General features: G+C 76.9%; 20 protein-coding genes. 10 read left to right on the top strand and 10 right to left on the bottom strand.

Annotated features, from left to right (window positions below):
• Positions 1 to 88 precede the first annotated feature (88 nt).
• The 3 genes from ACYQBY_RS18195 to ACYQBY_RS18185 form a co-directional block, all read right to left on the bottom strand.
• Entirely contained in the window at positions 89 to 601 is a 513-nt protein-coding gene (locus tag ACYQBY_RS18195; protein ID WP_459645298.1) for a methylated-DNA--[protein]-cysteine S-methyltransferase, read from the bottom strand.
• Positions 598 to 2,133, bottom strand: coding sequence for an AlkA N-terminal domain-containing protein (locus tag ACYQBY_RS18190; protein ID WP_459645297.1), 1,536 nt, complete (start codon positions 2,131 to 2,133; stop codon positions 598 to 600). The genes ACYQBY_RS18195 and ACYQBY_RS18190 overlap by 4 nt, the downstream gene beginning before the upstream one ends.
• Before the next feature lie 168 nt (positions 2,134 to 2,301).
• On the bottom strand, positions 2,302 to 3,144 hold the full coding sequence (locus ACYQBY_RS18185; RefSeq protein WP_459645296.1) for an alpha/beta fold hydrolase: 843 nt from the start codon (positions 3,142 to 3,144) through the stop codon (positions 2,302 to 2,304).
• Positions 3,145 to 3,276: 132 nt separating this feature from the next.
• Here ACYQBY_RS18185 and ACYQBY_RS18180 point away from each other — a divergent pair, with 132 nt between their 5' ends.
• Positions 3,277 to 3,774, top strand: a complete 498-nt coding sequence (locus ACYQBY_RS18180) for a MarR family winged helix-turn-helix transcriptional regulator (protein WP_459645295.1) — start codon at positions 3,277 to 3,279, stop codon at positions 3,772 to 3,774.
• A gap of 67 nt (positions 3,775 to 3,841) precedes the next feature.
• Complete coding sequence (locus ACYQBY_RS18175; protein ID WP_459645294.1) at positions 3,842 to 5,209, top strand: MFS transporter; 1,368 nt, start codon at positions 3,842 to 3,844, stop codon at positions 5,207 to 5,209.
• Here the strand turns inward: ACYQBY_RS18175 and ACYQBY_RS18170 are convergent.
• Positions 5,174 to 5,563, bottom strand: a complete 390-nt coding sequence (locus ACYQBY_RS18170; protein WP_459645293.1) for an STAS domain-containing protein — start codon at positions 5,561 to 5,563, stop codon at positions 5,174 to 5,176. The two genes, ACYQBY_RS18175 and ACYQBY_RS18170, sit on opposite strands and share 36 nt — an antisense overlap.
• Positions 5,564 to 5,750: 187 nt before the next feature.
• Here ACYQBY_RS18170 and ACYQBY_RS18165 point away from each other — a divergent pair, with 187 nt between their 5' ends.
• The 4 genes from ACYQBY_RS18165 to ACYQBY_RS18150 all read left to right on the top strand — a co-directional run bounded on the left by ACYQBY_RS18165 (position 5,751) and on the right by ACYQBY_RS18150 (position 10,058).
• Complete coding sequence (locus ACYQBY_RS18165) at positions 5,751 to 9,242, top strand: bifunctional diguanylate cyclase/phosphodiesterase (RefSeq protein ID WP_459645292.1); 3,492 nt, start codon at positions 5,751 to 5,753, stop codon at positions 9,240 to 9,242.
• A gap of 63 nt (positions 9,243 to 9,305) precedes the next feature.
• A complete protein-coding gene (gene rpsN / locus ACYQBY_RS18160; RefSeq protein ID WP_459645291.1) occupies positions 9,306 to 9,611 on the top strand; it encodes a 30S ribosomal protein S14 in 306 nt (101 codons plus the stop codon).
• Between the two features lie 13 nt (positions 9,612 to 9,624).
• Positions 9,625 to 9,747 carry a type B 50S ribosomal protein L36 gene (gene ykgO / locus ACYQBY_RS18155; protein WP_459645290.1) on the top strand — a complete coding sequence of 41 codons (123 nt, stop codon included), beginning with the start codon at positions 9,625 to 9,627 and terminating at the stop codon, positions 9,745 to 9,747.
• Positions 9,744 to 10,058 (top strand): hypothetical protein, encoded by a 315-nt coding sequence (locus ACYQBY_RS18150; protein WP_459645289.1) that lies wholly within the window; start codon positions 9,744 to 9,746, stop codon positions 10,056 to 10,058. The genes ykgO and ACYQBY_RS18150 overlap by 4 nt, the downstream gene beginning before the upstream one ends.
• A 213-nt stretch (positions 10,059 to 10,271) precedes the next feature.
• Here ACYQBY_RS18150 and thiC read toward each other — a convergent pair whose 3' ends face one another.
• On the bottom strand, positions 10,272 to 11,948 hold the full coding sequence (thiC, locus tag ACYQBY_RS18145) for a phosphomethylpyrimidine synthase ThiC (RefSeq protein WP_459645288.1): 1,677 nt from the start codon (positions 11,946 to 11,948) through the stop codon (positions 10,272 to 10,274).
• 259 nt (positions 11,949 to 12,207) lie between these two features.
• On the opposite strand from thiC, the gene ACYQBY_RS18140 reads away from it, so the two are divergent.
• The 3 genes from ACYQBY_RS18140 to ACYQBY_RS18130 all read left to right on the top strand — a co-directional run bounded on the left by ACYQBY_RS18140 (position 12,208) and on the right by ACYQBY_RS18130 (position 16,044).
• Positions 12,208 to 14,328, top strand: a complete 2,121-nt coding sequence (locus tag ACYQBY_RS18140; RefSeq protein ID WP_459645287.1) for a GMC family oxidoreductase — start codon at positions 12,208 to 12,210, stop codon at positions 14,326 to 14,328.
• Positions 14,329 to 14,550: 222 nt separating this feature from the next.
• Positions 14,551 to 14,688: a hypothetical protein gene (locus ACYQBY_RS18135; RefSeq protein ID WP_459645286.1), complete on the top strand. Its 138-nt coding sequence runs from the start codon at positions 14,551 to 14,553 to the stop codon at positions 14,686 to 14,688.
• 189 nt (positions 14,689 to 14,877) lie between these two features.
• On the top strand, positions 14,878 to 16,044 hold the full coding sequence (locus ACYQBY_RS18130; RefSeq protein WP_459645285.1) for an LLM class flavin-dependent oxidoreductase: 1,167 nt from the start codon (positions 14,878 to 14,880) through the stop codon (positions 16,042 to 16,044).
• A 63-nt stretch (positions 16,045 to 16,107) separates the two neighbouring features.
• Here the strand turns inward: ACYQBY_RS18130 and ACYQBY_RS18125 are convergent, their stop codons facing one another.
• Positions 16,108 to 16,941, bottom strand: coding sequence for an LLM class F420-dependent oxidoreductase (locus ACYQBY_RS18125; RefSeq protein WP_459645284.1), 834 nt, complete (start codon positions 16,939 to 16,941; stop codon positions 16,108 to 16,110).
• Between the two features lie 54 nt (positions 16,942 to 16,995).
• Positions 16,996 to 18,099 carry an SDR family oxidoreductase gene (locus ACYQBY_RS18120; RefSeq protein WP_459645283.1) on the bottom strand — a complete coding sequence of 368 codons (1,104 nt, stop codon included), beginning with the start codon at positions 18,097 to 18,099 and terminating at the stop codon, positions 16,996 to 16,998.
• A 131-nt stretch (positions 18,100 to 18,230) separates the two neighbouring features.
• Here ACYQBY_RS18120 and ACYQBY_RS18115 point away from each other — a divergent pair, with 131 nt between their 5' ends.
• Positions 18,231 to 19,061 carry an oxidoreductase gene (locus ACYQBY_RS18115; protein ID WP_459645282.1) on the top strand — a complete coding sequence of 277 codons (831 nt, stop codon included), beginning with the start codon at positions 18,231 to 18,233 and terminating at the stop codon, positions 19,059 to 19,061.
• Between the two features lie 3 nt (positions 19,062 to 19,064).
• Here the strand turns inward: ACYQBY_RS18115 and ACYQBY_RS18110 are convergent, their stop codons facing one another.
• The 3 genes from ACYQBY_RS18110 to ACYQBY_RS18100 are packed head-to-tail and all read right to left on the bottom strand — an operon-like array spanning position 19,065 to position 20,549.
• Entirely contained in the window at positions 19,065 to 20,018 is a 954-nt protein-coding gene (locus ACYQBY_RS18110; protein WP_459645281.1) for a phosphotransferase family protein, read from the bottom strand.
• A 30-nt stretch (positions 20,019 to 20,048) separates the two neighbouring features.
• Positions 20,049 to 20,276, bottom strand: a complete 228-nt coding sequence (locus tag ACYQBY_RS18105; protein ID WP_459645280.1) for a hypothetical protein — start codon at positions 20,274 to 20,276, stop codon at positions 20,049 to 20,051.
• Positions 20,277 to 20,336: 60 nt separating this feature from the next.
• Positions 20,337 to 20,549 (bottom strand): hypothetical protein, encoded by a 213-nt coding sequence (locus tag ACYQBY_RS18100; RefSeq protein WP_459645279.1) that lies wholly within the window; start codon positions 20,547 to 20,549, stop codon positions 20,337 to 20,339.
• Positions 20,550 to 20,660: the final 111 nt, after the last annotated feature.

The raw sequence follows: 20,660 nt of genomic DNA, 5'->3' as shown, positions 1-20,660 counted from the left end.
GCCCAGGCGGGGACGTCGCGGGCCACGACCGCCGACTCCGCCGTCAGGCCCCGTGGACGCTGCCCGCGCACGGGTCCGGCGGGGCCCGTCAGCCCCGCAGGACCCCCTCGTGGCGCAGCAGCTCCTCCTTGACGGCGAGGCCGTACCGGTACCCGCCGAGGCCGCCGTCGCTGCGCAGGATGCGGTGGCACGGCACGAGGGGGGCGAGGAGGTTGCGCGCGCACGCCGTGCCCGCCGCCCGCACCGCGGCCGGGCTGCCCGCCGCCGCCGCCAGCGCCGTGTAGGTGGCCGTGGTGCCCGCCGGGACCGCCCGCATCGCCGTCCACACCCGTTGCAGGAACTCCCCGCCGGGCTGGTCGACGGGGAGGGCGTCCAGGGCGGTGAGGTCCCCCGCGGCGTAGGCGCCCACCGCCTTGGCGACCGGGTCGTCGGCCCCACCGGGGGTGACGGGCAGCGCGCGCAGGGCCGGGGTGAGGCGGCCGTGCAGTTCCGCCGGGTCGCCGTACCCGGCGGCGCGGACGAGGCCGTCCTCGGCGGTGACGAGCACCGTCAGGACGCTGCGGGGGCACGGCAGGGCGTAGGACAGCAGGACGGTGCTCACGTCGTCTCCGGTTCCTCCCGCGGTTCCTCCCGCGGGATCGGGCTGGTCGGGATCGGGCCGGTTGCGCTGGTCCGGGTGGTCAGGTGGGCGGCGGCGTACGCGCGCCACGGGCGCCACGCCCGCGCCCGGGCCCGCAGGGCCGCGGCGTCCGGCAGGCCGAGCGCGCCGCGCAGCGCCGGGCCGGCGGGCAGGGCGTCGGGGTCGTGCAGCGCGACGACCGCGCCCGCGGCCTCCCGGGCGCGCTGCGGCGCCAGGCCCGGCAGGTGCGCCACGACCTCCCGCACCCGGCCGCGCTCGCACGCCGGGCCGAGGTCCAGCCCCGAGGCCACCGCCTCCGCGAGGGCGTGCAGCGCGCGGGCGGCACCCGGTGCGACGCCGTGCCCGCCCAGCGCGTCCGGGCCCGCCGCGGCCAGCACCCCGGGCGGGGGGAAGGCGCGCAGGCCGCCGCCGAGGTCCGCGCCCAGGGCGGTGAGCAGCCGCGGGGGCGGGTCCCCCGCGACGGCGCGCGCCGCGGCCTCGAACGGGTCGGGGGCGCCGGGCACCCGCAGCCCCGGGCGGGCGGCCACCAGCGGCGCCAGCAGCGGGTCCGCCGCGAGGGCGGCGTCGATCTGCACCGGGTCGGCGTCCAGGTCCAGCCAGCGGCGCACCCGCGCCACCACCGCGCCGAGGTCGTCCAGCGACGCCAGGCGCAGCCGCACGGCGACGTGGCCGGCACCGGCCGGGCCGGGTCCCGCCGCCCCGCCGAGGTCGGCGCGCACCACGGCGGGGCCGTGCCCGCCCGGGACGGCGCGCGTGTGCCGGGTGCCCTCCAGGACGTCCAGGCCGGGGGCCGCCCGCCGGGCCAGCGCCTCCCGCAGGGCGGGCAGGTCCAGCGGTGCCCGGTGGCGCAGGCGCAGGGTGAGCTCCCCGCCGCCGCCCCCGCCGCGCCCGTCCGCCGCGCCGTCCCGCCCGGCACCGGGGCGGCGCACCGCCGAGGGCGTCAGCGCGAACTCCGACCGCATCACGTCGTTGAACTGCCGCACGCTGGCGAACCCGGCGGCGAAGGCCACGTCCGCGACGGGCATCGCCGTCTGCTCCAGGAGCATCCGCGCGGTCTGCGCGCGGCGGGTGCGGGCGAGCTGCTGCGGGCCCGCACCCACGGCGGCCAGCAGCACGCGGCCCAGGTGGCGCTCGGAGACCGCGAGGCGCCGCGCGAGGCCCGCCACCCCGGCCTCGTCCACGACGCCGTCGGCGATGAGGCGCAGCGCGCGGTCGGCCAGGGCGTCGGAGGTGTCGCGGTCGCGGGTGCCGGGCAGGGCGTCGGGCCGGCACCTCCTGCACGCGCGGAACCCCGCGGCGACGGCGGCGGCCGCGGTGCGGAACCAGCGGCAGTTCTCCGGCCGCGGGGTGCGGGCCGGGCAGGACGGGCGGCAGTACACGCCGGTGGTGGAGACGCCGAGGTAGACGCGCCCGTCGAAGCGGGGGTCGCGCCCGGCCACGGCGCGGTAGCAGGCCTCGGGGTCGAGGGCCGCGGGTGCTGCTGCCGTGCGCATGCCTGGAGTCTGCCGCCCGGAGCGGGCCCCGTCTGGCGGGGATCGGACACCGCGGTGGCTCAGCCGGCGACCAGCCGGGCCGGTCCCGGGGCGTCGGGTCGGGGGCGGAACCGCGCGTGCGGCGGCTCCGCCCCCGGGGGGAGGGGTGGTCCTCCTGCGGTGGTGCGGTCAGGCGCGCAGGAACTCCAGCAGCGCGGTGTTGACCTCCGCGGCGTGGGTCCACAGCAGCCCGTGCGGGGCGCCCTCGATCTCGACGTAGGTCGCCTCGGGCAGGCGCTCGCGGAACACCCGGGCGGTGGAGTCGACGGGGAGGATGCGGTCGCCGGTGCCGTGCAGGATGAGCGCGGGGATCCCGGAGGCGGCCACGGCGTCCACGTCGGCGCGGAAGTCGGTGAGCCAGGTGGGCACGACGGCGTGCGCGGCGACGGGCGCGGAGCTGATCGCGGTGGCCCAGCTCGCGCGCAGGGCGGCCTCGCTGATGCGGGTGCCGAGGTTCTCGTCGGTGTTGTAGAAGTCCGCGAAGAACGCCTCGAACCAGGCGTACCGGTCGGCGGTGGCGGCCTCGAGGATGCCGTCGAAGACCTTCTGCGGCACGCCGGTGGGGTTGTCGCCGGTCAGCAGCAGGAAGGGCTGGAGGGAGCCGAGGAAGGCGACCCGCGCGATGCGGTCCGTGCCGTGGGTGCCGACGTAGCGGGCGACCTCGCCGGAGCCCATGGAGAAACCGGCCAGGACGACGTCGCGCAGGTCCAGGGCGGTCAGGAACGCGTCGAGGTCGGCGGCGAAGGTGTCGTAGTCGTACCCGGTGGCGACCTTGCTGGAGCGCCCGAAGCCCCGGCGGTCGTAGGTGAGGACGCGGTGGCCGGCGTCTAGCAGCGCGGCGGTCTGCTTCTCCCAGGAGGCGCCGTCGAGGGGGTAGCCGTGGATGAGGACGACGGGCTGCCCGCTGCCGTGGTCCTCGTAGTACAGCTCGACGTCGGTGGAGTTCTCGGTGCCGACCTTGACCGTTGCCATCGTGCTGCTCCTCGTCGCTGGATCATCGTGTGCAACTGAATCGTGCACGATGTAACCGGGGCGGGCAACCCTGTGCGGCGTGACCTGGCTCACGATCGCATCGTGGACGATGCGATCGCCTACCCTGGGTGCATGGCTGACACCCGACCGGACGCGGCGGTCACGACCGGGGACGCGGTACAGGCCGCGCCCCTGCTGTGCTTCGACCTCTACGCGGCCTCGCGCGCGGTGACCGGCGTCTACCGGCAGGTCCTGGAGCCGCTCGGGCTGACCTACCCGCAGTACCTCGTCCTCCTCCTGCTGTGGCGGCGCCGCTCCGCCGGCGTGCGCGAGATCGTCGACGAGCTGGATCTGGACTACGGCACCGTCTCGCCCCTCCTCAAGCGGCTGGAGGCCCGGGGCCTGCTCGCCCGGCACCGTCGCGCCGACGACGAGCGCTCCGTGGAGATCACCCTCACGCCCGCCGGGGAGGCGCTGCAGGAGCAGGCGGCCGGGGTCCCGGCGGCCCTGGAGCGCGCCTTCGGGCTGGACGCCGACGGGCTGACGCGGCTGCACGACGTGCTCGCCGCGGTCCGCACCTCCGCCGACCGCGAGGCGCACCGGCTCGGCGCAGGCGGGGCCACGTCTTGAAAACGCTTTCCCGGCCTGGGTAGCCTCCTCCGGGGTCGCCGTCGCAGGCCGCCCCGGAGGAGGGACAGTGCTCTCGAGCGGCCGTGTCCGGGGCCCGTGGCGCGATGTGCTCACGGTCCGCAACTACCGGATCTTCCTCGTCGCGCAGCTGGTGTCGACCACCGGCATCGCCATGCAGCGCGTCACCCAGGACTGGCTCGTCCTCCAGCTCGGCGGCGGCCCGGCCGCCGTCGGCGTCGCCGTCGCGCTGCAGTTCTTCCCCCTGATGCTGCTGGGCCCCTTCGCCGGCGTGCTCGTCGACCGCTTCCCGCGCCGTTCCCTGCTGCTGCTCTCGCAGGGCCTCACGTGCCTGCTCGCCGCCGGTCTCGGCGTCCTGGTCGCGACCGGGTCCGTCCGGCTGTGGGCGGTGTACGCCTGTGCCGCCTGCCTCGGCGTCGTGTCCGCGATCGACGCCCCGGCCCGCCAGGTGATCGTCTCCGACCTCGTGGAGGGGGCCCGCGTCCGCCCCGCCATCACCCTCAACGCGACCGCCTTCCAGCTCTCCGCCCTCGTCGGCCCGGCCGTGGCGGGTGTGCTCATCCACACCGTGGGGGAGGCCGGCTCGTTCCTCCTCAACGCCGCGGCGGCGGCCGCGGTCCTCGTGCTGCTGTGGATGCTGCGTCCCGGCGAGATGCACGGCGGGGCGGTGGACGGCGCCGCCCGGGGGCTCGCCGCCGTGCGGGCCGGTTTCGCGCACGTGCTGTCCCGCCCGGTGCTGCGCTGGATGGTCCTGCTGGCGGGGCTCCTGGGGGCGTTCGGCATGAACGGGCCCGTGGTCCTCGCGGCGTTCGCCCGGGACGAGTGGCACACCGGCGCCGGCGGGTACGCCCTGTTCACGTCCCTGTCCGCCCTCGGCTCGATGCTCGGCGCGGTGCTCGCCGGCCGCGGCGTCCTGGCGCGGGCGCGGGGGGTCGTGCCGTGCGCGGCCGTGTTCGGCCTCACCCAGGCGCTGGCGGCCCTGTCGCCGCACGTCCTCGTCTTCGACGTCCTGCTCGTCGTGGTCGGCGCGGCCACCCTCACCTTCCTCGTCAGCGCGAGCGCGATCGTGCAGCTCAGCGCGGACGAGGCGATGCGGGGCCGGGTCATGGCGCTCTTCACGCCGGTGCTGCTGGGAGGTCACGCCGCCGGGGCGCTGCTGCAGGGCTGGCTCGTGGAGGTGCTGGGCGTGCGCGCCGCGCTGGTCACGGCCGGTGCGCTGGCGATCTGCTCCGCCGCGGTCGTGGCCGCGCTCTTCGCCCGCTCCGGGGGGCTGCGCGTGGTGCTCGTCGGGCGGGGGCGGGGGTTGCGCGCGGGCGTGGCCGTCGTCCAGCGCGCCGGGGCGTCCGCGGCATCGTTCCCGGCGGGCCCGGTGGAGAGGTCGTCAGCCTCCGCGCGCGGCGACGACCCGGTCCCCTGAGCCCGGGCCGGGACCGCCCTCCGGGACGACGAGGGGCGTGGGCCGCGCCGGGCCGGCGCCGAAGCGGTCGGTGAGCCCGAACACGTCCAGGAGCGCGACGTGGCGCGGGTCCAGGCCCCGCAGCCCGAGGGTGCCGCCGGCGTCGGTGGCGGCCCGGTCCAGGGCGACGAGCGCCCCGATGCCGCCACAGTCGAGGAACCCGACGCCGGCCATGTCGAGCACGACGTGGGGGTTGCGGGGGATGAGGTCGCCGACCACGCGGCGCAGGTCGACGGCGGACCAGGCGTCGAGCTCGCCGGTGACCGTCACGAGAGCCACGGGACCCGCCGGTCGTGCGTGCAGCTGCAAGGTCATGGGGGCCTGCCCGAGGACGGCGGTCGGCCCGGGCCCGGGCCGCTCCCGACGCTATGCCCGGGCCTCGGCCCGGCGCCAGGGTCTCCAGCGCAGTGTTTACCGAGAGTGTCGGCCGCATCGCTGGCGGTGAAGCGATTCGCGTGCCTACGGTGGTGATCACCAGAGCACCGGGGCGTGGGGGTTGGGCATGGCGCACGACGGGCGGACCCGTGCCGGGCGGCTCCCGGCCGCCCGCGCCGACCCCCGGCTCCGGCGCCTCCTCCTCGCGCTCGGGTTCGCCGCCGCGTGCTGGCTGGCCCGCACCACCGCCACGCCGACAGGGGTGCTGGCCGTGGTGTGGCCGGCCGTGGGCGTCGCGTTCCTCTGGTTCGCCACCTCCTGGGGCCGCCCCCGGCAGGTCGCCCTCGACTGCGTCCTCGCCCTCGCCCTCGCCACCCTCGTCAACGCCCTCACCGGCGCGCCTCCCGTGCTCGCGGTCCTCTTCGCGGGCAGCGGCATCCTCAGCGCGCTCGTGGCCTGTGCCGCCTTCCGCCGCCTCGCCGGGGACCCGGGCTGGCCCCTGCGCAGGCCCGTGCACCTGTGGGCGCTGCTCACCGCCGCGGTGGTGGGTGCCGCCGCCGGTGCCGCGGTCGGCGGGGTGGTCGCCGCCGCGGCGGGCGTGCTCACCGTGCAGACGCTCCTGCAGGGCGTGGGGGCGTGGGTGCTGCGCTCCACCGTGGGCACCGTCGTCGTCGCGGCCGCGGGGCTGCGGCTGGCCGACGCGCCGCCGTGGCTCCCGCGCGGACGGCGGGCCGTGGAACTGGCGGTGGTCGGTGTCCTCCTCGCCGCCGGGTACGGCGCCGTCTTCGGGATGGGCGCCTCCCCACCGCTGAGCTTCGTCCTGCTCCCCCTGAGCGTCTGGGTCGGCGCGCGGTTCGGGGCCACCGTCACCGCGCTGCACGTCCTGCTCGTCGGCACCGCCGTCGTCGTCCTGACGCACCTGGACCACGGGCCGTTCGCCGCGGTCTTCGACGCCGACCGGGTCCTCGTGGCGCAGTCCTACCTGCTCGTGCTGGCCCTCGTCAGCCTGCCTGTCGCGCTGCACCGCGACGAGCGGCAGGCCCTCATCGACCGCCTGCACGCCGCCGCCCGCGAGGCCGAGGAGCAGGCCGGGCTCCTCGACGCGGTGATCCGCAGCACCGCCGACGGCATCGTCGTGCTCGGCGCGGACGGGCGGGTCGTGCTGCACAACCCGCGCTCGGAGGAGCTGACCGGGCACCGCGCCCAGGTGGTGGACCTCAGCCGCCCGGCCGCCGACCACGGCTGGTTCCGCCCGGACGGCTCACCGGTCCCGCAGCGGGAGCGCCCCATGGCCCGGGCCCTCGCCGGGGAGGAGGTCACCGACAGCGAGCTGCTCGTGCGCCACGCGGGCTGCCCGCAGGGGCGCATCCTCAGCGTGAGCGTCCGGCCGCTGCCCGGCCCGCCCGGGGAGCACGCCGTGGTGGCCGTGCTGCACGACGTGACCGACGCGCGGCGCGCCGCGGAGGAGGTGCGCGACGCCCGCGACCGCCTCGCCGCCGTGCTGGCCGCCGCGACCGACCAGGCGATCATCGCGACCGACCCGGAGGGGCGCGTCACCCTCTTCAACGAGGGCGCCCGGCGGATGCTCGGGTACACCGAGTCCGAGGTGCTGGGGCGGACGCCCGTGCTGTGGCACGACCCCGCGGAGATCGCCCACCGCGCCGGGGAGCTGGGGATCGAGCCCCGTTTCTCCGTGCTCGTCCAGGAGGCGGTGCAGGGGCGGGCGGGCACGGGTGCGTGGACGTTCGTGCGGCGCGACGGCCACCGGTTGCAGGCCCGGGTGACGGTCAGCGCGATGCGCGACACCGCAGGGGCCATCACCGGGTTCATGGCGATCGCCGCGGACGTCACGGAGCAGTGGCGCGCCGAGCAGGCCCTGGCCGAGAGCGAGCAGCGCTTCCGGCTGGCGTTCGAGACGGCCCCCGTCGGCATGGCGCTGGCCTCCCTCGACCGGAGCGGCACCGGGCGCCTGCTGCAGGTCAACGAGGCGCTGTGCGGGCTGACGGGGCGCGGCCCGCAGGAGCTGCTCGGCACGGACGTGGCCGCTCTCGGCGGCGAGGGCGGGGACGCGCTGCCGGCGGGGGCGCTGGCGGACCTGGCCGCGGGACGGGCCGGGACGGTGCGCGCGGAGCTGCGGTTCGCCCGGCCGGACGGGACGGTCGCGTGGGGGGCGTGCGCCGTGTCGGCCCTGCCGCACACCGGCGGCGAGCCCCAGCTCATCCTCATCGTGGAGGACGTCACGGGCCGGCGGGAGGCGGAGCAGGTGCTGACCCGCCAGGCGCTGCACGACACGCTCACCGGTCTGCCGAACCGGGCGCTGCTGGCGGACCGGCTGGAGCACGCGCTGTCGGAGACGGCCCGCTCGGGACTGCGCACCGGGCTGCTCTACCTGGACCTGGACGGTTTCAAGGCGGTCAACGACAGCGCCGGTCACGCGGCCGGCGACGAGCTGCTGGTGCAGGTGGCGGAGCGGCTGCAGGGGTGCGTGCGGCCGGGGGACACGGTGACCCGGCTCGGCGGGGACGAGTTCGCGGTGGTGTGCCCAGGCATCGCCGCGGCGGCGGACCTGGTGGCGGTGGCGGCGCGGGCCCTGGAGGTGGTGCGCCAGCCCTACCGGTTGCGGGGCGGGACGTTCACCGTCTCCGCGAGCGTGGGCGCGACCGTGGCCGGCCCGGGCGACGCCGCCGGCGACGTCGTGCACGTGGCGGACGAGGCGATGTACGAGGCGAAGCGGGCGGGCAAGGACCGCATCGTCACCCGGGACGCGGCGCAGCCGGGGCGGCCGGCGTCGGTGCGGCTGTTGCAGGAGCTGCGGACGGCGCTGGCGGAGGACCAGCTCGTCCTGCACGGGCAGCCGATCGTGGACCTGGAGACGGGGGCGGTCGTGGCGGTGGAGGTTCTGCTGCGCTGGCACCACCCGGAGCGCGGCCTGCTGCCGCCGGTGGAGTTCCTGCCGGAGGCGGGGCCGCTGATGCCGCAGCTGGGCCGGCGGGTGCTGGCGGAGGCGTGCCGGCTGGCGGCGGGCTGGCAGGAGCTGCTGGGGGCCGCCGCGCCGCTGGTGCACGTGAACGTCTCCAGCCGCGAGCTGGAGTCGCAGGACCTGGCGGACGACGTGCTGGACGCGCTGCAGCGGTACTCCCTGCCGCCGGACCGGCTGGTGCTGGAGGTGACGGAGACGCTGGCCCCGCTGCTGGTGGAGGCGCTGGGCCACGACGTGCGGGTGCTGCGGGAGCGGGGGGTCCGCTTCGCGGTGGACGACCTGGGCACGGGGTCCTCGAGCCTGGCGCGGCTGAGCGAGCTGCCGGTGGACGTGCTGAAGGTGGACGCGCGGTTCGTGGCGGGGCTGGGGGCCGAGGCGGGCTGCGACGCGGTGGTGCGGGCGATCGTGGGGGTCGGCCGGGCGCTGGGGCCGGTGGTGGTGGCCGAGGGGGTGCAGACGCCGCAGCAGGCCGAGCTGCTGCGCCGGTACCGCTGCGAGCGGGCGCAGGGGCACCTGTTCAGCTCGCCCCGGCCGGAGGGGGAGCTGGTGGCGCTGCTGCGGGAGTGGCCGCTGCGTGCGGGGTTCGCGCCCCCGCCGGTGCTGGACCTGCGCGGCGAGGAGGCGGACCAGCTCCCTTAATGAGAATCGTTATGCTTTACTGGGGCGTCCGCACCGAACCCGCCGACGTCCCGGGAGCTGCCCATGGCCAAGAAGAGCAAGATCGCGCGCAACGAGCAGCGGCGCGAGGTGGTCGCCCGCCACGCCGACCGCCGGGCCGCGCTCAAGCGCCTCGCCGTCGCCCCGGGCGCCACCGAGGCCGAGCGCGCCGCGGCCCGCCTCGCCCTGCAGCGCCTGCCCCGCGACGCCAGCCCCGTCCGGCTCCGCAACCGCGACGCCGTCGACGGGCGCCCCCGCGGCACCTTCCGGGCCTTCGGGCTCTCCCGCATCCGGTTGCGGGAGATGGCCCACGCCGGCCAGCTCCCCGGCGTCACCAAGTCCAGCTGGTGAGGGAGGGGTCCCCGTGAAGGTCCGCGCGTCCCTGAAGGCCCTGAAGAACAAGGACGGCTCGATCGTCGTCCGCCGCCACGGCAAGGTCTACGTCATCAACAAGCGCAATCCCCGCTGGAAGGCCCGGCAGGGATGAGCGGGCCCGCCGTGACGGCGCTGACCTGGGTGCTCGTCGCCCCCGGTGAGCCCGGGCTGCTGCACCGCCTGCGCCCCGTCGTGCGCGAGCGGCCCGACGCGGTCCTCGTGCTGCTCGACGCCCCCCGCCGTGACGTGCCCGGCGCCCAGGTCGGCCTCGCCCGCGGGAGCGGCGGCCGCGCCCTGACCGGGCTCGTCTGGTTCACCGGCCTGACCGCCGGCGACGTGGAGGTCCTGCTGCGCTCGCTCGCCGCCGGCGCCACCGGCATCCCCGCCGGGCTGGAGCACCGCGCTGTCGTGCCGGTGGGCTGAGCCCCGCCCGGGGTTCCTGTACTCCTGGGTGGGGTTCCCGCACACCCGGGCGGCGCCCCGTGAGACGGGGACGTTGCGCGCCGCGACACCGGCGTGTCGCGGGCACAACGTCCCCACCCGGGCGGCGCCCCGTGAGACGGGGACGTTGCGCGCCGCGACACCGGCGTGTCGCGGGCAGAACGTCCCCACACGGGGTGACCCACCCGGGGGCCGTCAGGCCAGCGGCAGGTAGACCTCGCCGCCGCGCTCGCGGAACTCGGCGGACTTGGCGGCCATCCCCTCCTGCGCAGCCGCCGCCGCCTCGACCTCCGCCACGCTCGTGAGTCCGTTCTCCTCCGCGTAGGCCCGCACGTCCGCGGAGATCCGCATCGAGCAGAACTTCGGCCCGCACATCGAGCAGAAGTGCGCGGTCTTCGCGGCCTCCGCCGGCAGCGTCTCGTCGTGGAACTCCCGCGCGGTGTCCGGGTCCAGCGACAGCGCGAACTGGTCGTTCCAGCGGAACTCGAACCGCGCCCGGCTCAGGGCGTCGTCACGCTCCTGCGCCCGCGGGTGGCCCTTCGCCAGGTCCGCCGAGTGAGCGGCGATCCTGTACGTGATGACACCGACCTTCACGTCGTCCCGGTTCGGCAGGCCGAGGTGCTCCTTGGGGGTGACGTAGCAGAGCATCGCCGTGCCCGCCTGGGCGATCATCGCCGCGCCGATCGCGGAGGTGATGTGGTCGTACGCGGGAGCGATGTCCGTCGCGAGCGGGCCCAGCGTGTAGAAGGGGGCCTCCTCGCAGAGCTCCTCCTCCAGCCGCACGTTCTCGGCGATCTTGTGCATGGGGACGTGGCCGGGGCCCTCGATCATCACCTGCACGCCGTAGGACTTCGCGACCCTCGTCAGCTCGCCCAGCGTGCGCAGCTCCGCGAACTGCGCCTCGTCGTTGGCGTCCGCGATCGAGCCCGGCCGCAGGCCGTCGCCCAGGGAGAACGTCACGTCGTAGCGGCGCAGGATCTCGCACAGCTCCGCGAAGTTCGTGTACAGGAAGTTCTCCCGGTGGTGCGCCAGGCACCACGCCGCCATGATCGAGCCGCCGCGCGAGACGATTCCCGTGACCCGCCGCGCCGTCAGCGGCACGTACCGCAGCAGGACGCCCGCGTGGACGGTCATGTAGTCCACGCCCTGCTCGCACTGCTCGACCACGGTGTCCCGGTAGACCTCCCACGTGAGCCTCGCCGGGTCGCCCTTCACCTTCTCCAGCGCCTCGTAGATCGGCACGGTGCCCACCGGGATCGGGGAGTTGCGCAGGATCCACTCGCGGGTGAGGTGGATGTCCCTGCCGGTCGACAGGTCCATGAGGGTGTCGGCGCCCCAGCGCGCGGCCCACACCATCTTCTCCACCTCCTCCGCGACGGAGGACGTCACGGCGGAGTTGCCGATGTTGGCGTTCACCTTCACCGCGAACGCCTTGCCGATGACCATCGGCTCGATCTCGGGGTGCCGGTGGTTGGCCGGGATCACGGCCCGGCCCCGGGCGACCTCGTCGCGCACGAACTCGGGGGCGAAACCCTCCCGGGCCGCGACGTAGGCCATCTCCGGGGTGACGATCCCCGCCCGCGCCCACGCGAGCTGGGTGGCGGCGCCGCCGACGGGTTCCGGCCGGTTCCAGGAGTCGCGGGTGCGCGGCAGACCGGCCTCGACGTCGATCCCCGCGGTGTCGTCGGTGTAGGGGCCGGACGTGTCGTACAGGTCGAGGTGCTCGCCGTTGCTGAGGTGCACGCGGCGCAACGGGATCCGCATCCCCTCGTGGCCCGGCACCGGCTCGTACCGCTTGCTGCTGCCCGCGATGGGCCCGGTGGTGAGGATCCCGCTCGTGGGCGTGGTGGAACTGCTCGCCGGAGGCGTCATCGTGATCTCGCTCCCTACGCCGGCATTACCCGGACAGGTTCGACGGTCGACGGCCCCAGCCGTCCTCTCAGCTCGCTCGGTGCGAGCTCCCGCGGTGTGTGGTTGTGCCGGCACCGTAGCGCAGGGCCGCGCCCACCCGGGGCGGGGAGGTTCCGCGCGGGGCGCGCGGGCGTGTCGCGGCGGAACGTCCCCGGCCTCGGGGAGGATCCGTGCGGGGGAGCACCGTCCCCCGCACGCGCAGCGCCGCCGAGGAGGACCCGTGCACGAGGAGACCCCCGCCCGCCGTGCCGCCCTGGACGCCCTCTGCGACGTGGTCGTGCCCGCCGGTCCGTCCGGCGCGTGGCCCTCCGCCTCCGCGGCCGGGTCCGCCCGGTTCCTCGACCGCTACCTGGCGGAGCGGCCGGACCTCGCCCCGCGCGTGACCTCCCTCCTCGACGAGGCGGACCGCCGCACCGCGCCGGAGGGTTTCGCCGCGGCCGGCCCGGGCGCCCGCGCGCGGGCCGTGCAGGCGCTCGCGACGGGCGCCGGCACCGCCGCCGACTGGGCGTGGTTCGCCGGGGTCGTCAGCGGCGGCTGGTGGGCCGACCCGGGCAACGGCGGCAACGACGGCGCCGCGTCCTGGCATCTGCTCGGCTGGTCCCCGGACCCGGCGGGGGGCTGGCCCGTCCCCGTTCCCGTCGCCACCGCCGACCCCGCCGTCGTGCACCCCGGCGACCTCGACGCCCGCTACGACGCGGTGGTCGTCGGCTCCGGTGCGGGCGGCGGTGTCGCGGCCTGCGGCCTGGCCGAGTCCGGGCGCAGGGTGCTCGTCGTCGAGCGCGGCCGCTGGCCCGGTCCCGCCGAGCTGACCGGGGACCACCTGCGCAACCCCCGCGCCTGGTGGGGCCTGGGCCACCGCACCGGACCCGACGACGGCCCCGGCGAGCCGCGCGTCCTCGACGCCGCAGGCGGTCCGGTGCTGCTGCGCCCGTCGGACCCGGCGTGGGGTAACAACGCGATGACCGCCGGCGGCGGAACCCGCGTCTACGGCGCCCAGGCGTGGCGCTTCGCGCCCGACGACTTCGCGATGGCCACCCGCTACGGGGTTCCCGACGGCAGCGCCCTGGCCGACTGGCCGATCACCTACGCCGACCTCGAGCCGTTCTACCGGCGGGCGGAGGAGGAGGTCGGCGTCTGCGGCGGTCCGGTCCGCGGCCCGCACGACGGGCCCCGCTCGGCGCCGTACCCGATGCCGCCGCTGCCCTCCGGCCCGACCCGGGAGCTGCTGGCCGGTGCGGCGGCGTCCCTGGGGTGGGGGACGGTCGACGTGCCGCTGCTGGTGAACTCCGCGGAGCACCTGGGCCGCGGCGCGTGCGCGCGGTGCCGCGCCTGCGTCGGGTTCGCCTGCCCGGTGGACGCGAAGAACGGCAGCCAGAACACGGTGCTGCCCCGCGCGTTCGCCACGGGCCGCTGCCGCATCGTGCTGGAGGCGCAGGCCGAGCGGCTGCTGACCGACGGGCGCGGACGGGTCGTCGGGGTGGCGCTCGTGGGGTCCGCCGGCGGGCGCACGTGGCGCGCGTCCGTGCTCGCGCAGGAGGTCGTCGTCGCCGCCGGCGCGGTGGAGTCCGCCCGGCTCCTCCTCAACAGCCGCAGCGACGCCGAGCCCGACGGCGTCGGGAACCGCACCGGTCAGGTCGGCCGCCACCTGCAGGGCCACCTGTACGGCGGCGCCACCGGTATGTTCGCCGACGAGGTGGACGACCTCGACGGGCCCGGCCCGTCCGTGGCCACGACCGACTTCCGCCACGGCAACCCCGGCATCGTCGGCGGCGGGATCCTCGCGAACGAGTTCGTCCCCACCCCGGCGTCGGCGTACCGCACGCTCGTCGAGGCCGGCCTGGTCCCGGGGTGGGGGGAGGAGTCCGTGGCCGGGGTGCTGCGCCTGCGCCGGCGCGTGCTGCGGGTCGTCGGGCCCGTGCAGGAGGTCACCACCGCCGGTGCGCGGGTCCGCGTCGACCCCGGGGTGCGGGACCGCTTCGGCGTGCCCGTCGCCCGGCTCGGCGGCAGCGTGCACCCGGAGGACGTGCGCGGCCGGGACCTGCTGAGCGTGCTGGCGTCGACGTGGCTGCGGGCCGCCGGGGCGGAGCGGGCGGTCCCCGTGACGGGCACCCCCGCGGGCCCGAGCTCCGGGCAGCACCAGGCGGGTACCTGCCGGATGGGCACCGACCCGGCGACGTCGGTGGTGGACCCGTGGGGCCGGGTGTGGGGGCACGGCAACCTGCGGGTCGCGGACGCCTCGGTCCACGTGACGAACGGGGGCGTCAACCCCGTGCTCACCGTCCTCGCCGGCGCGTTCCGCATCACCGACCACCTCGTGGGCGGGTGGGCGCGTCCCCGGTGAACCCCCGCGCGGGCCCTCCGCTCGTGGGGCTCTCCGCTCGCGGGGACGTTCCGTGCGTGGCGCGCGGGTGTGTCGCGGCAGAACGTCCCCGCCCGCGTCCTCCCGGCCCGGGGTGGGGACGTTCCGCGCGCGGCGCGCGGGTGTGTCGCAGCAGAACGTCCCCGCCCCCGCCCCCCCGGTCGGGGTGGACCGCCGTTCCCGGCCGTGGCTAGGGTGCCGTCCATGTCGTCCGGCCGCAGCGTGCCCGCCCCCGTGGGCGCCGCCTTGCCGCGTGCCGCGACCGGCGCCACCTCCTGCGGCCTGACCCGCCGGCTGCACGTGGACTTCGGGCGCATCTGCGGCCAGGGCTGTCGGGCCTGACCACCGGCTGACGCGGGGGCGACCCCTCGTCCCCGCTGCGCGCCCGCGCCCCACCCGGCCGCCCCCGGCACCGCACCCGGCCGCCCGCCCGCGCCGGGCACCCCGCCCGGTCACCCGTGCACCGCCCCGCTCCCCGGACGCGCCCACCGCCGTCCGCCCGCCGCACGCCACCGCCCCAGGAGTTCCGCGATGAGCCTCGTCTTCCACTGGTTCCTGCCCTCGTACGGGGACAGCCGCTACCTCGTCGGCGGCGGGCACGGCACCGCCCTGACCGTCGCCGCGGGGGACCGTCCCGCGAGCCTCGCCTACCTCGGGCAGATCGCCCGCGGCGCCGAGCAGCTCGGGTTCACCGGGGCGCTGATCCCCACGGGCGCCTGGTGCGAGGACGCGTGGCTGACGACCGCCATGCTCGCGCGGGAGTCCGAGCGGCTGAAGTTCCTCGTCGCGATCCGGCCCGGGCTGGTGTCCCCGACGCTGACGGCGCAGATGGCGGCCACGTTCCAGCGGCACTCCCCGGGCCGGCTGCTGCTCAACGTCGTCACCGGCGGCGAGGACGCGGAGCAGCGCGCCTACGGCGACTTCCTCGGCAAGGACGAGCGCTACGCCCGGACCGACGAGTTCCTCGGCATCACCCGCGCCCTGTGGCGGGGTGAGGAGGTCACGTTCGCGGGGCGGCACCTGCGGGTGGAGCGCGCGTCGCTGAACCGCCTGCCCGACCCCGTGCCGCCGCTGTACTTCGGGGGTTCCTCCCCGGCGGCGGGGCGGGTCGCGGCCCGGCACGTCGACGTGTACCTGACGTGGGGGGAACCGCCCGCGCAGGTCGCGGAGAAGATCGCCTGGATCCGGCGGGAGGCGCAGGCCGCCGGCCGCACCGTGCGCTTCGGCATCCGCCTGCACGTCATCACCCGCGACACCTCCGCGCAGGCGTGGGCCGAGGCGGAGCGCCTGCTCGCCGCGCTGGACCCCGAGGTCGTGGCACACGTCCAGGAAGGTCTGGCGCGCAGCGGGTCCGAGGGGCAGAAGCGGATGCTCGCCCTGCACGGCGGGCGCACCGACGCGCTGGAGGTCTCCCCGAACCTGTGGGCCGGGGTGGGTCTGGTGCGCGGTGGTGCGGGCACGGCCCTGGTGGGCAGCCACGCGGAGGTCGCCGACCGCATCGAGGAGTACGCCGCCCTCGGCGTCGAGGAGTTCGTGCTGTCCGGGGTGCCGCACCTGGAGGAGGCGTACTGGTTCGGCGAGGGCGTCCTGCCGGTGCTGGCGCGCCGAGGCCTGTGGCGGAACCCCGTGGCGGCGCAGGACGGCCCGGCGGGGATCCCGTTCGCCGGGTCCGGGCGGGTGCCGGTACAGGCGCGGTAGCGGTTCCCGCGCCGCGGGGGAGCTGAGCGGGCCGCCGCCACGGGGGAGGGCGGCGGCCCGTGCTCAGCTCAGTTCGAGCGCCGCGGCCAGCTCCCGCAGCGCGGGGCGCGGGTCGGCGCCGGCCGCGGTGAGGACCTGTGCGCACACGTGGTCGGCGCCCGCGTCGAGGTGTGCCCGCAGCCCGGCGGCCACGGCCGCGGCGTCGCCGTGGGCGGCGAGCGCGTCGATCAGCCGGTCGCTGCCGCCGCCGGCGATGTCCTCGTCCCCGAACCCGTGCCGCCGCAGGTTCGTCGTGTAGTTCCGCAGGCGCAGGTACGGCCGGTCGACGACGGGCCGCGCGACGGAGCGTGCCCGCTCCGGGTCGGTGTCGAGGACCACCTTGTGCTCCGGTGCGAGCAGCGGCCCGGGCCCGAGGAGCTCGCGGGCGCTCGCGGTGTGCTGCACCGGGACCAGGTAGGGGTGGGCGCCGCGGGTGCGCTCGGCGGCCAGGACCAGCGCCCGCGGCCCGAGCGCGGCCAGCACCCGGTGCTGCGCGGGCACGCCCGCCGCGTCGAGCGCGTCGAGGTAGGCGACCATCGTGGCGTAGGGGCTGCGGTACTCCGCCGTCGCCTCGGGGTGCCCGATGCCGACGCCGAGGAGGAACCGGCCGCCGAACCGCCTGGCGAGGCGGTGGTAGGAGGCCGCGACCTCCTCGGCCGGGGTGGTCCACATGTTCACGATCCCGGTCGCCACCACGAGGCGCTCCGTCGCGGCCAGGAGCGACTCCGCGAGCTCCAGGTCCCCGGGCGGGGAGCCGCCGATCCAGAGGGTGCCGTACCCCAGGTCCTCGACCTCTCGGGCGAGTTGCGGCTCCAGGGACACCGCGTGACGCCAGATGCCGTAGCTGCCGAGCTCCACGGGACCAGCTTCCCAGCGCACCGGGCCGGGCGCCACCAGACCGCTCCCGGTGGGTCAGGCCCGCGCGCCGCGGGGCGGGATGACCCGGTCGGCGCGCAGCCGCTCGACCAGTTCCAGGTAGCGGTCCTCGGAGTCCAGGCAGTCGGCGAACCCGGCCTGCCGGATCCTGATCGTCGAGCTGACGTTGTCGTACCCGGAGTTCCAGATGAACTCCGCGAACGGCCAGCGCACCAGGTCCTCCCACGGCGTGGGGCGCAGCCCGTGGCGCTCGACGAGACGCCGCCACACGGGCTCCTTGTCCGACACCGTCTCCGCCAGGGGTGAGGTGAGCGGGTGCCCGACGCCCACGCCGAAGGCGTCCGCGAGCTTCGGCCACAGGTTGGCCCACCGGTACTGGTCGCCGTTGGTGACGTTGAAGACCTGCCCGTCGGCCGCCGGGCTGCGCCCGGCCCAGACCGTCGCGCGGGCCAGCAGTTCCGCGTCGGTGGACTGGTACAGCGCCTCGTAGGCGGCGCGGCTGCCGGGGAACGACAGCGGCACCCCCGAGGCGGCGCAGAGGCTCCCGTAGACGGCCACGGCCATCAGCAGGTTCATCGGGTTGCCCGTGGCGTAGCCGATGACCGCCTCCGGGCGCAGCACCGTGACCGCGAAGCCGTCCCGGGCCGCCCGCTCGCGCAGCACGTCCTCCTGCGCGTAGTAGAAGTTCGGCGCGAGCAGGCGCGGGTCGGACTCCTTCGCGGGGGTGCGGAACGCCCCCAGGTGCGCCCCGTACGCCTTGCCGCCCTGGTAGAGGGTGACGTGCTGCAGGTTCCCGGCGCCCTGCGCGAGGTCCAGCGCGCCCTGCAGCAGCGCGACGTTCGGGGCGACGAGCTCGGCGGGCGAACCCGTCTCGACGTAGGCGGCGAACACCAGGTGGGTGACGTCGTCCACGCCGTCCAGCGCGCCGGGTGCGGCCCCGGCCAGGTCCACCGCGCGGTGCTCGACCCCGGTGGGCAGGTCGTCGGGCACCCGCCGTGACAGGCCGACCACGCGGTGGCCCTGCCGGGCGTGCTCGGCTGCGGCGTACCGGCCGATGACACCGCCCACCCCGGCCACCAGGACGGTGCCGGCCGTGCGCTCGGTGTTCGCGGGTCCTGTCCCGGTGGTCCTCTGCGTCATGGCGTCCCCCTACCCCGCGCCACGCCTTCGCAACGTGCCGGCCGCACCCGGTGGGTGGAGCGCGCGGGTGGAGCGCGCAGGGGTGGCGCGCGGGGGTGGCGCGGCCCGCTGCCCGGGGGGAGGATCCGGGCATGCGCACCTGGCTCATCACCGGTTGTTCCACCGGCCTCGGCCGTTCGCTCGCGGAGGCGGTGCTCGACCACGGCGACAACGCGGTGGTCACCGCCCGCGACGTCACGACGGTGCAGGACCTGGCCGGTGCGCACCCCGGCACCGCCCTGCCGCTGGCGCTGGACGTGACCGACCCCGCGCGCGTGGCCGAGGTGGTGCGCCTGGCCGGGGAGCGCTTCGGCGGTGTGGACGTCCTGGTGAACAACGCCGGGTACGGCTACCGCGCCGCGGTCGAGGAGGGCGACGAGGCCGACGTGCAGCGGCTGTTCGCCACGAACTTCTTCGGCGCGGTGGCCGCGATCAAGGCGGTGCTGCCGGGGATGCGCTCGCGGCGCAGCGGCGCCATCGTGAACGTCTCCTCGATCGGCGCGCGCATCTGCCCGCCGGGGTCGGGCTACTACGCCGCGGCCAAGGCGGCCCTGGAGGGGATGTCCGGCTCGTTGCGCAGCGAGCTCCAGCCGCTGGGCATCAGCGTGACCGTCGTGGAGCCGGGAGGTTTCCGCACCGACTTCGCGGGCCGGTCGCTGACGCAGTCCGCCGAGCCCATCGCCGACTACGCCGGCACGGCCGGGCCCCGGCGCAAGGAGCGCGACAGGGTCCACGGCACCCAGCCGGGGGACCCGGCGAAGGCGGCGCGGGCCGTCATCACCGCGGTGGAGGCACCGGAGCCGCCCGCGCTGCTGCTGCTCGGCACGGACGCGCTCGCCGCGTTCGAGGGGGTCCTCGACGCCCAGCGCGCCGAGCTGGAGAAGTGGCGGGAGCTGAGCGCGGGCACCGACTTCGGCTCCTGAGGCTCACGCGCCGCCCGCGAGGGGCAGGGCACGGCGCACCTCCCGGCGGGCGACGCGGACCTGTTCCGCGACGCGGCCGGGTGCCCGGTCGAGCGCCCAGCGCACCAGGTCCAGGGAGCTCACCAGCCGGGTCAGGGCCACCGCGCGCCCCTCCACCGCCTCACCCCAGCCGTCCAGGAACGCCGCGAGGTGCTCCCCGCTCGGCTCGCCCACCTCGGACCGCTTGCGCAGCAGGTGGACCAGGTCGGTGAAGGGCACGGGACCGGTGGTCGCGGAGCCCCAGTCCAGCAGGACGGGCGCGGCGCCGGGGACCACGCGCAGGTTGCGCGGGGCGAGGTCGCCGTGCACCAGCCCGAAGTCCAGCCGCAGCTCGCGGGCCTCGGCCAGCAGGTCGCGCAGCGGCCCGCGCTCCGCGGCGCTGTGGACGCCGAGGGTCACGAGGAGGTCGTCGCCGTCCAGCGCGTCGAGGTTGTACCCGACGTGCGCGACCCACGCGGTGGGCAGGTCCCGGCCGAAGCGGGAGAACAGCCCGGCCGGCGCGTCGGGGGGCAGGGGGACGCGGGCGGTCCGCCGGGCGAGCTGCCCGAGCACCCGCCACCGCTCGGCCGCCGGCACCTCCGCGGTCCCGGCGTCGGGGACGTAGCGCTGCACGAGGACGGGTCGCCCGTCCACCTCGCCCAGCCAGAGCACCTCCGCCGCTCCGACCCCGTGCTCCGCGGCCCGCCGGGCGCACCAGACCTCGAGGTCGAGGTCGCAGGTGTGCCCCGGGAGGGGGGAGCGCACGACGACGCGCCCGGCCCCGGTGCCCAGCACGGTCACGGAGTTCTCGCCACCCTCGACGTCCGGGCGGCCGACCGAGCCGCCGGGGTGCCCCGCCGCCCGTGCCGCGCGGAGCGCGAACGCGGTGGCGTCCTCGCCGGCGTCACCGGTCCCGGCGCTGTGCTCGGCTGCCTCCACGGTGACGAGGGTAGGAGCCGGTGGGCGGCGTCAGCCGGGCAGCGGCTCGTCGTTCCCGCCGGGGCGGGCGATGGTGCGGGAGGACCCGGGGCGCTGGGCCACGCGGGGCACCGGCATGGACTGGGGCGGGCGGGGGCGCAGGCCCCGCAGCCGCCGGCGCAGGGCGGCGGCCTCCCGCTCGCGGAGCAGCTGGGCGCGGCGCAGGGCTCGCAGCAGGCCGGAGACGGGTGGGGTGGGGTCCTGCGGTCTCTCGGGCATGCTCCCTCTCCGGTGCCGGGCTGTGCGGGGCCTCAGTGTGCGGTGCGCGGACGGGCCCCGTCAGCCGCCGATGGGCTGGTCGGCGCTGCTGTCCCGGGGGTCGCGGGCCCCGGCGGGCGCGTCCGTGCGGAACTGCAGGGCCCCGGTGCAGACGAGGGCGACCCCGGCGAACAACGCGGCGTTGCGCCACCCGTCGACGACCAGGCAGACCACCCCGGCGGCCGTGGCGAGGGCCGCGAGCAGCAACAGGGTGCGGGTCATGAGGGAGGGCACGCCCGTCACCCTGCTGAGGGGACAGCACCACCGCGCGCGGGAGTGGTCCGAACGGGTGATGCGATGTGCAGCTGGTCCTCTCGCGGGTACGCAGTGTCGGCGCGATACCGC

Source organism: Kineococcus anabasis, assembly GCF_054590795.1.
Note: the sequence above shows the minus strand (reverse complement) of the source record. Positions and strands in the feature narration are given on the sequence as shown.

Excerpts from the sequence above, each read along its gene's own strand:
- ACYQBY_RS18190 (WP_459645297.1), bottom strand. The coding sequence starts at position 2,133 with ATGCGCACGGCAGCAGCACCCGCGGCCCTCGACCCCGAGGCCTGCTAC.
- ACYQBY_RS18185 (WP_459645296.1), bottom strand. The coding sequence starts at position 3,144 with ATGGCAACGGTCAAGGTCGGCACCGAGAACTCCACCGACGTCGAGCTG.
- ACYQBY_RS18180 (WP_459645295.1), top strand. The coding sequence starts at position 3,277 with ATGGCTGACACCCGACCGGACGCGGCGGTCACGACCGGGGACGCGGTA.
- ACYQBY_RS18170 (WP_459645293.1), bottom strand. The coding sequence starts at position 5,563 with ATGACCTTGCAGCTGCACGCACGACCGGCGGGTCCCGTGGCTCTCGTG.
- ACYQBY_RS18165 (WP_459645292.1), top strand. The coding sequence starts at position 5,751 with ATGGCGCACGACGGGCGGACCCGTGCCGGGCGGCTCCCGGCCGCCCGC.
- rpsN (WP_459645291.1), top strand. The coding sequence starts at position 9,306 with ATGGCCAAGAAGAGCAAGATCGCGCGCAACGAGCAGCGGCGCGAGGTG.
- ACYQBY_RS18150 (WP_459645289.1), top strand. The coding sequence starts at position 9,744 with ATGAGCGGGCCCGCCGTGACGGCGCTGACCTGGGTGCTCGTCGCCCCC.
- thiC (WP_459645288.1), bottom strand. The coding sequence starts at position 11,948 with ATGACGCCTCCGGCGAGCAGTTCCACCACGCCCACGAGCGGGATCCTC.
- ACYQBY_RS18135 (WP_459645286.1), top strand. The coding sequence starts at position 14,551 with ATGTCGTCCGGCCGCAGCGTGCCCGCCCCCGTGGGCGCCGCCTTGCCG.
- ACYQBY_RS18130 (WP_459645285.1), top strand. The coding sequence starts at position 14,878 with ATGAGCCTCGTCTTCCACTGGTTCCTGCCCTCGTACGGGGACAGCCGC.
- ACYQBY_RS18120 (WP_459645283.1), bottom strand. The coding sequence starts at position 18,099 with ATGACGCAGAGGACCACCGGGACAGGACCCGCGAACACCGAGCGCACG.
- ACYQBY_RS18115 (WP_459645282.1), top strand. The coding sequence starts at position 18,231 with ATGCGCACCTGGCTCATCACCGGTTGTTCCACCGGCCTCGGCCGTTCG.
- ACYQBY_RS18105 (WP_459645280.1), bottom strand. The coding sequence starts at position 20,276 with ATGCCCGAGAGACCGCAGGACCCCACCCCACCCGTCTCCGGCCTGCTG.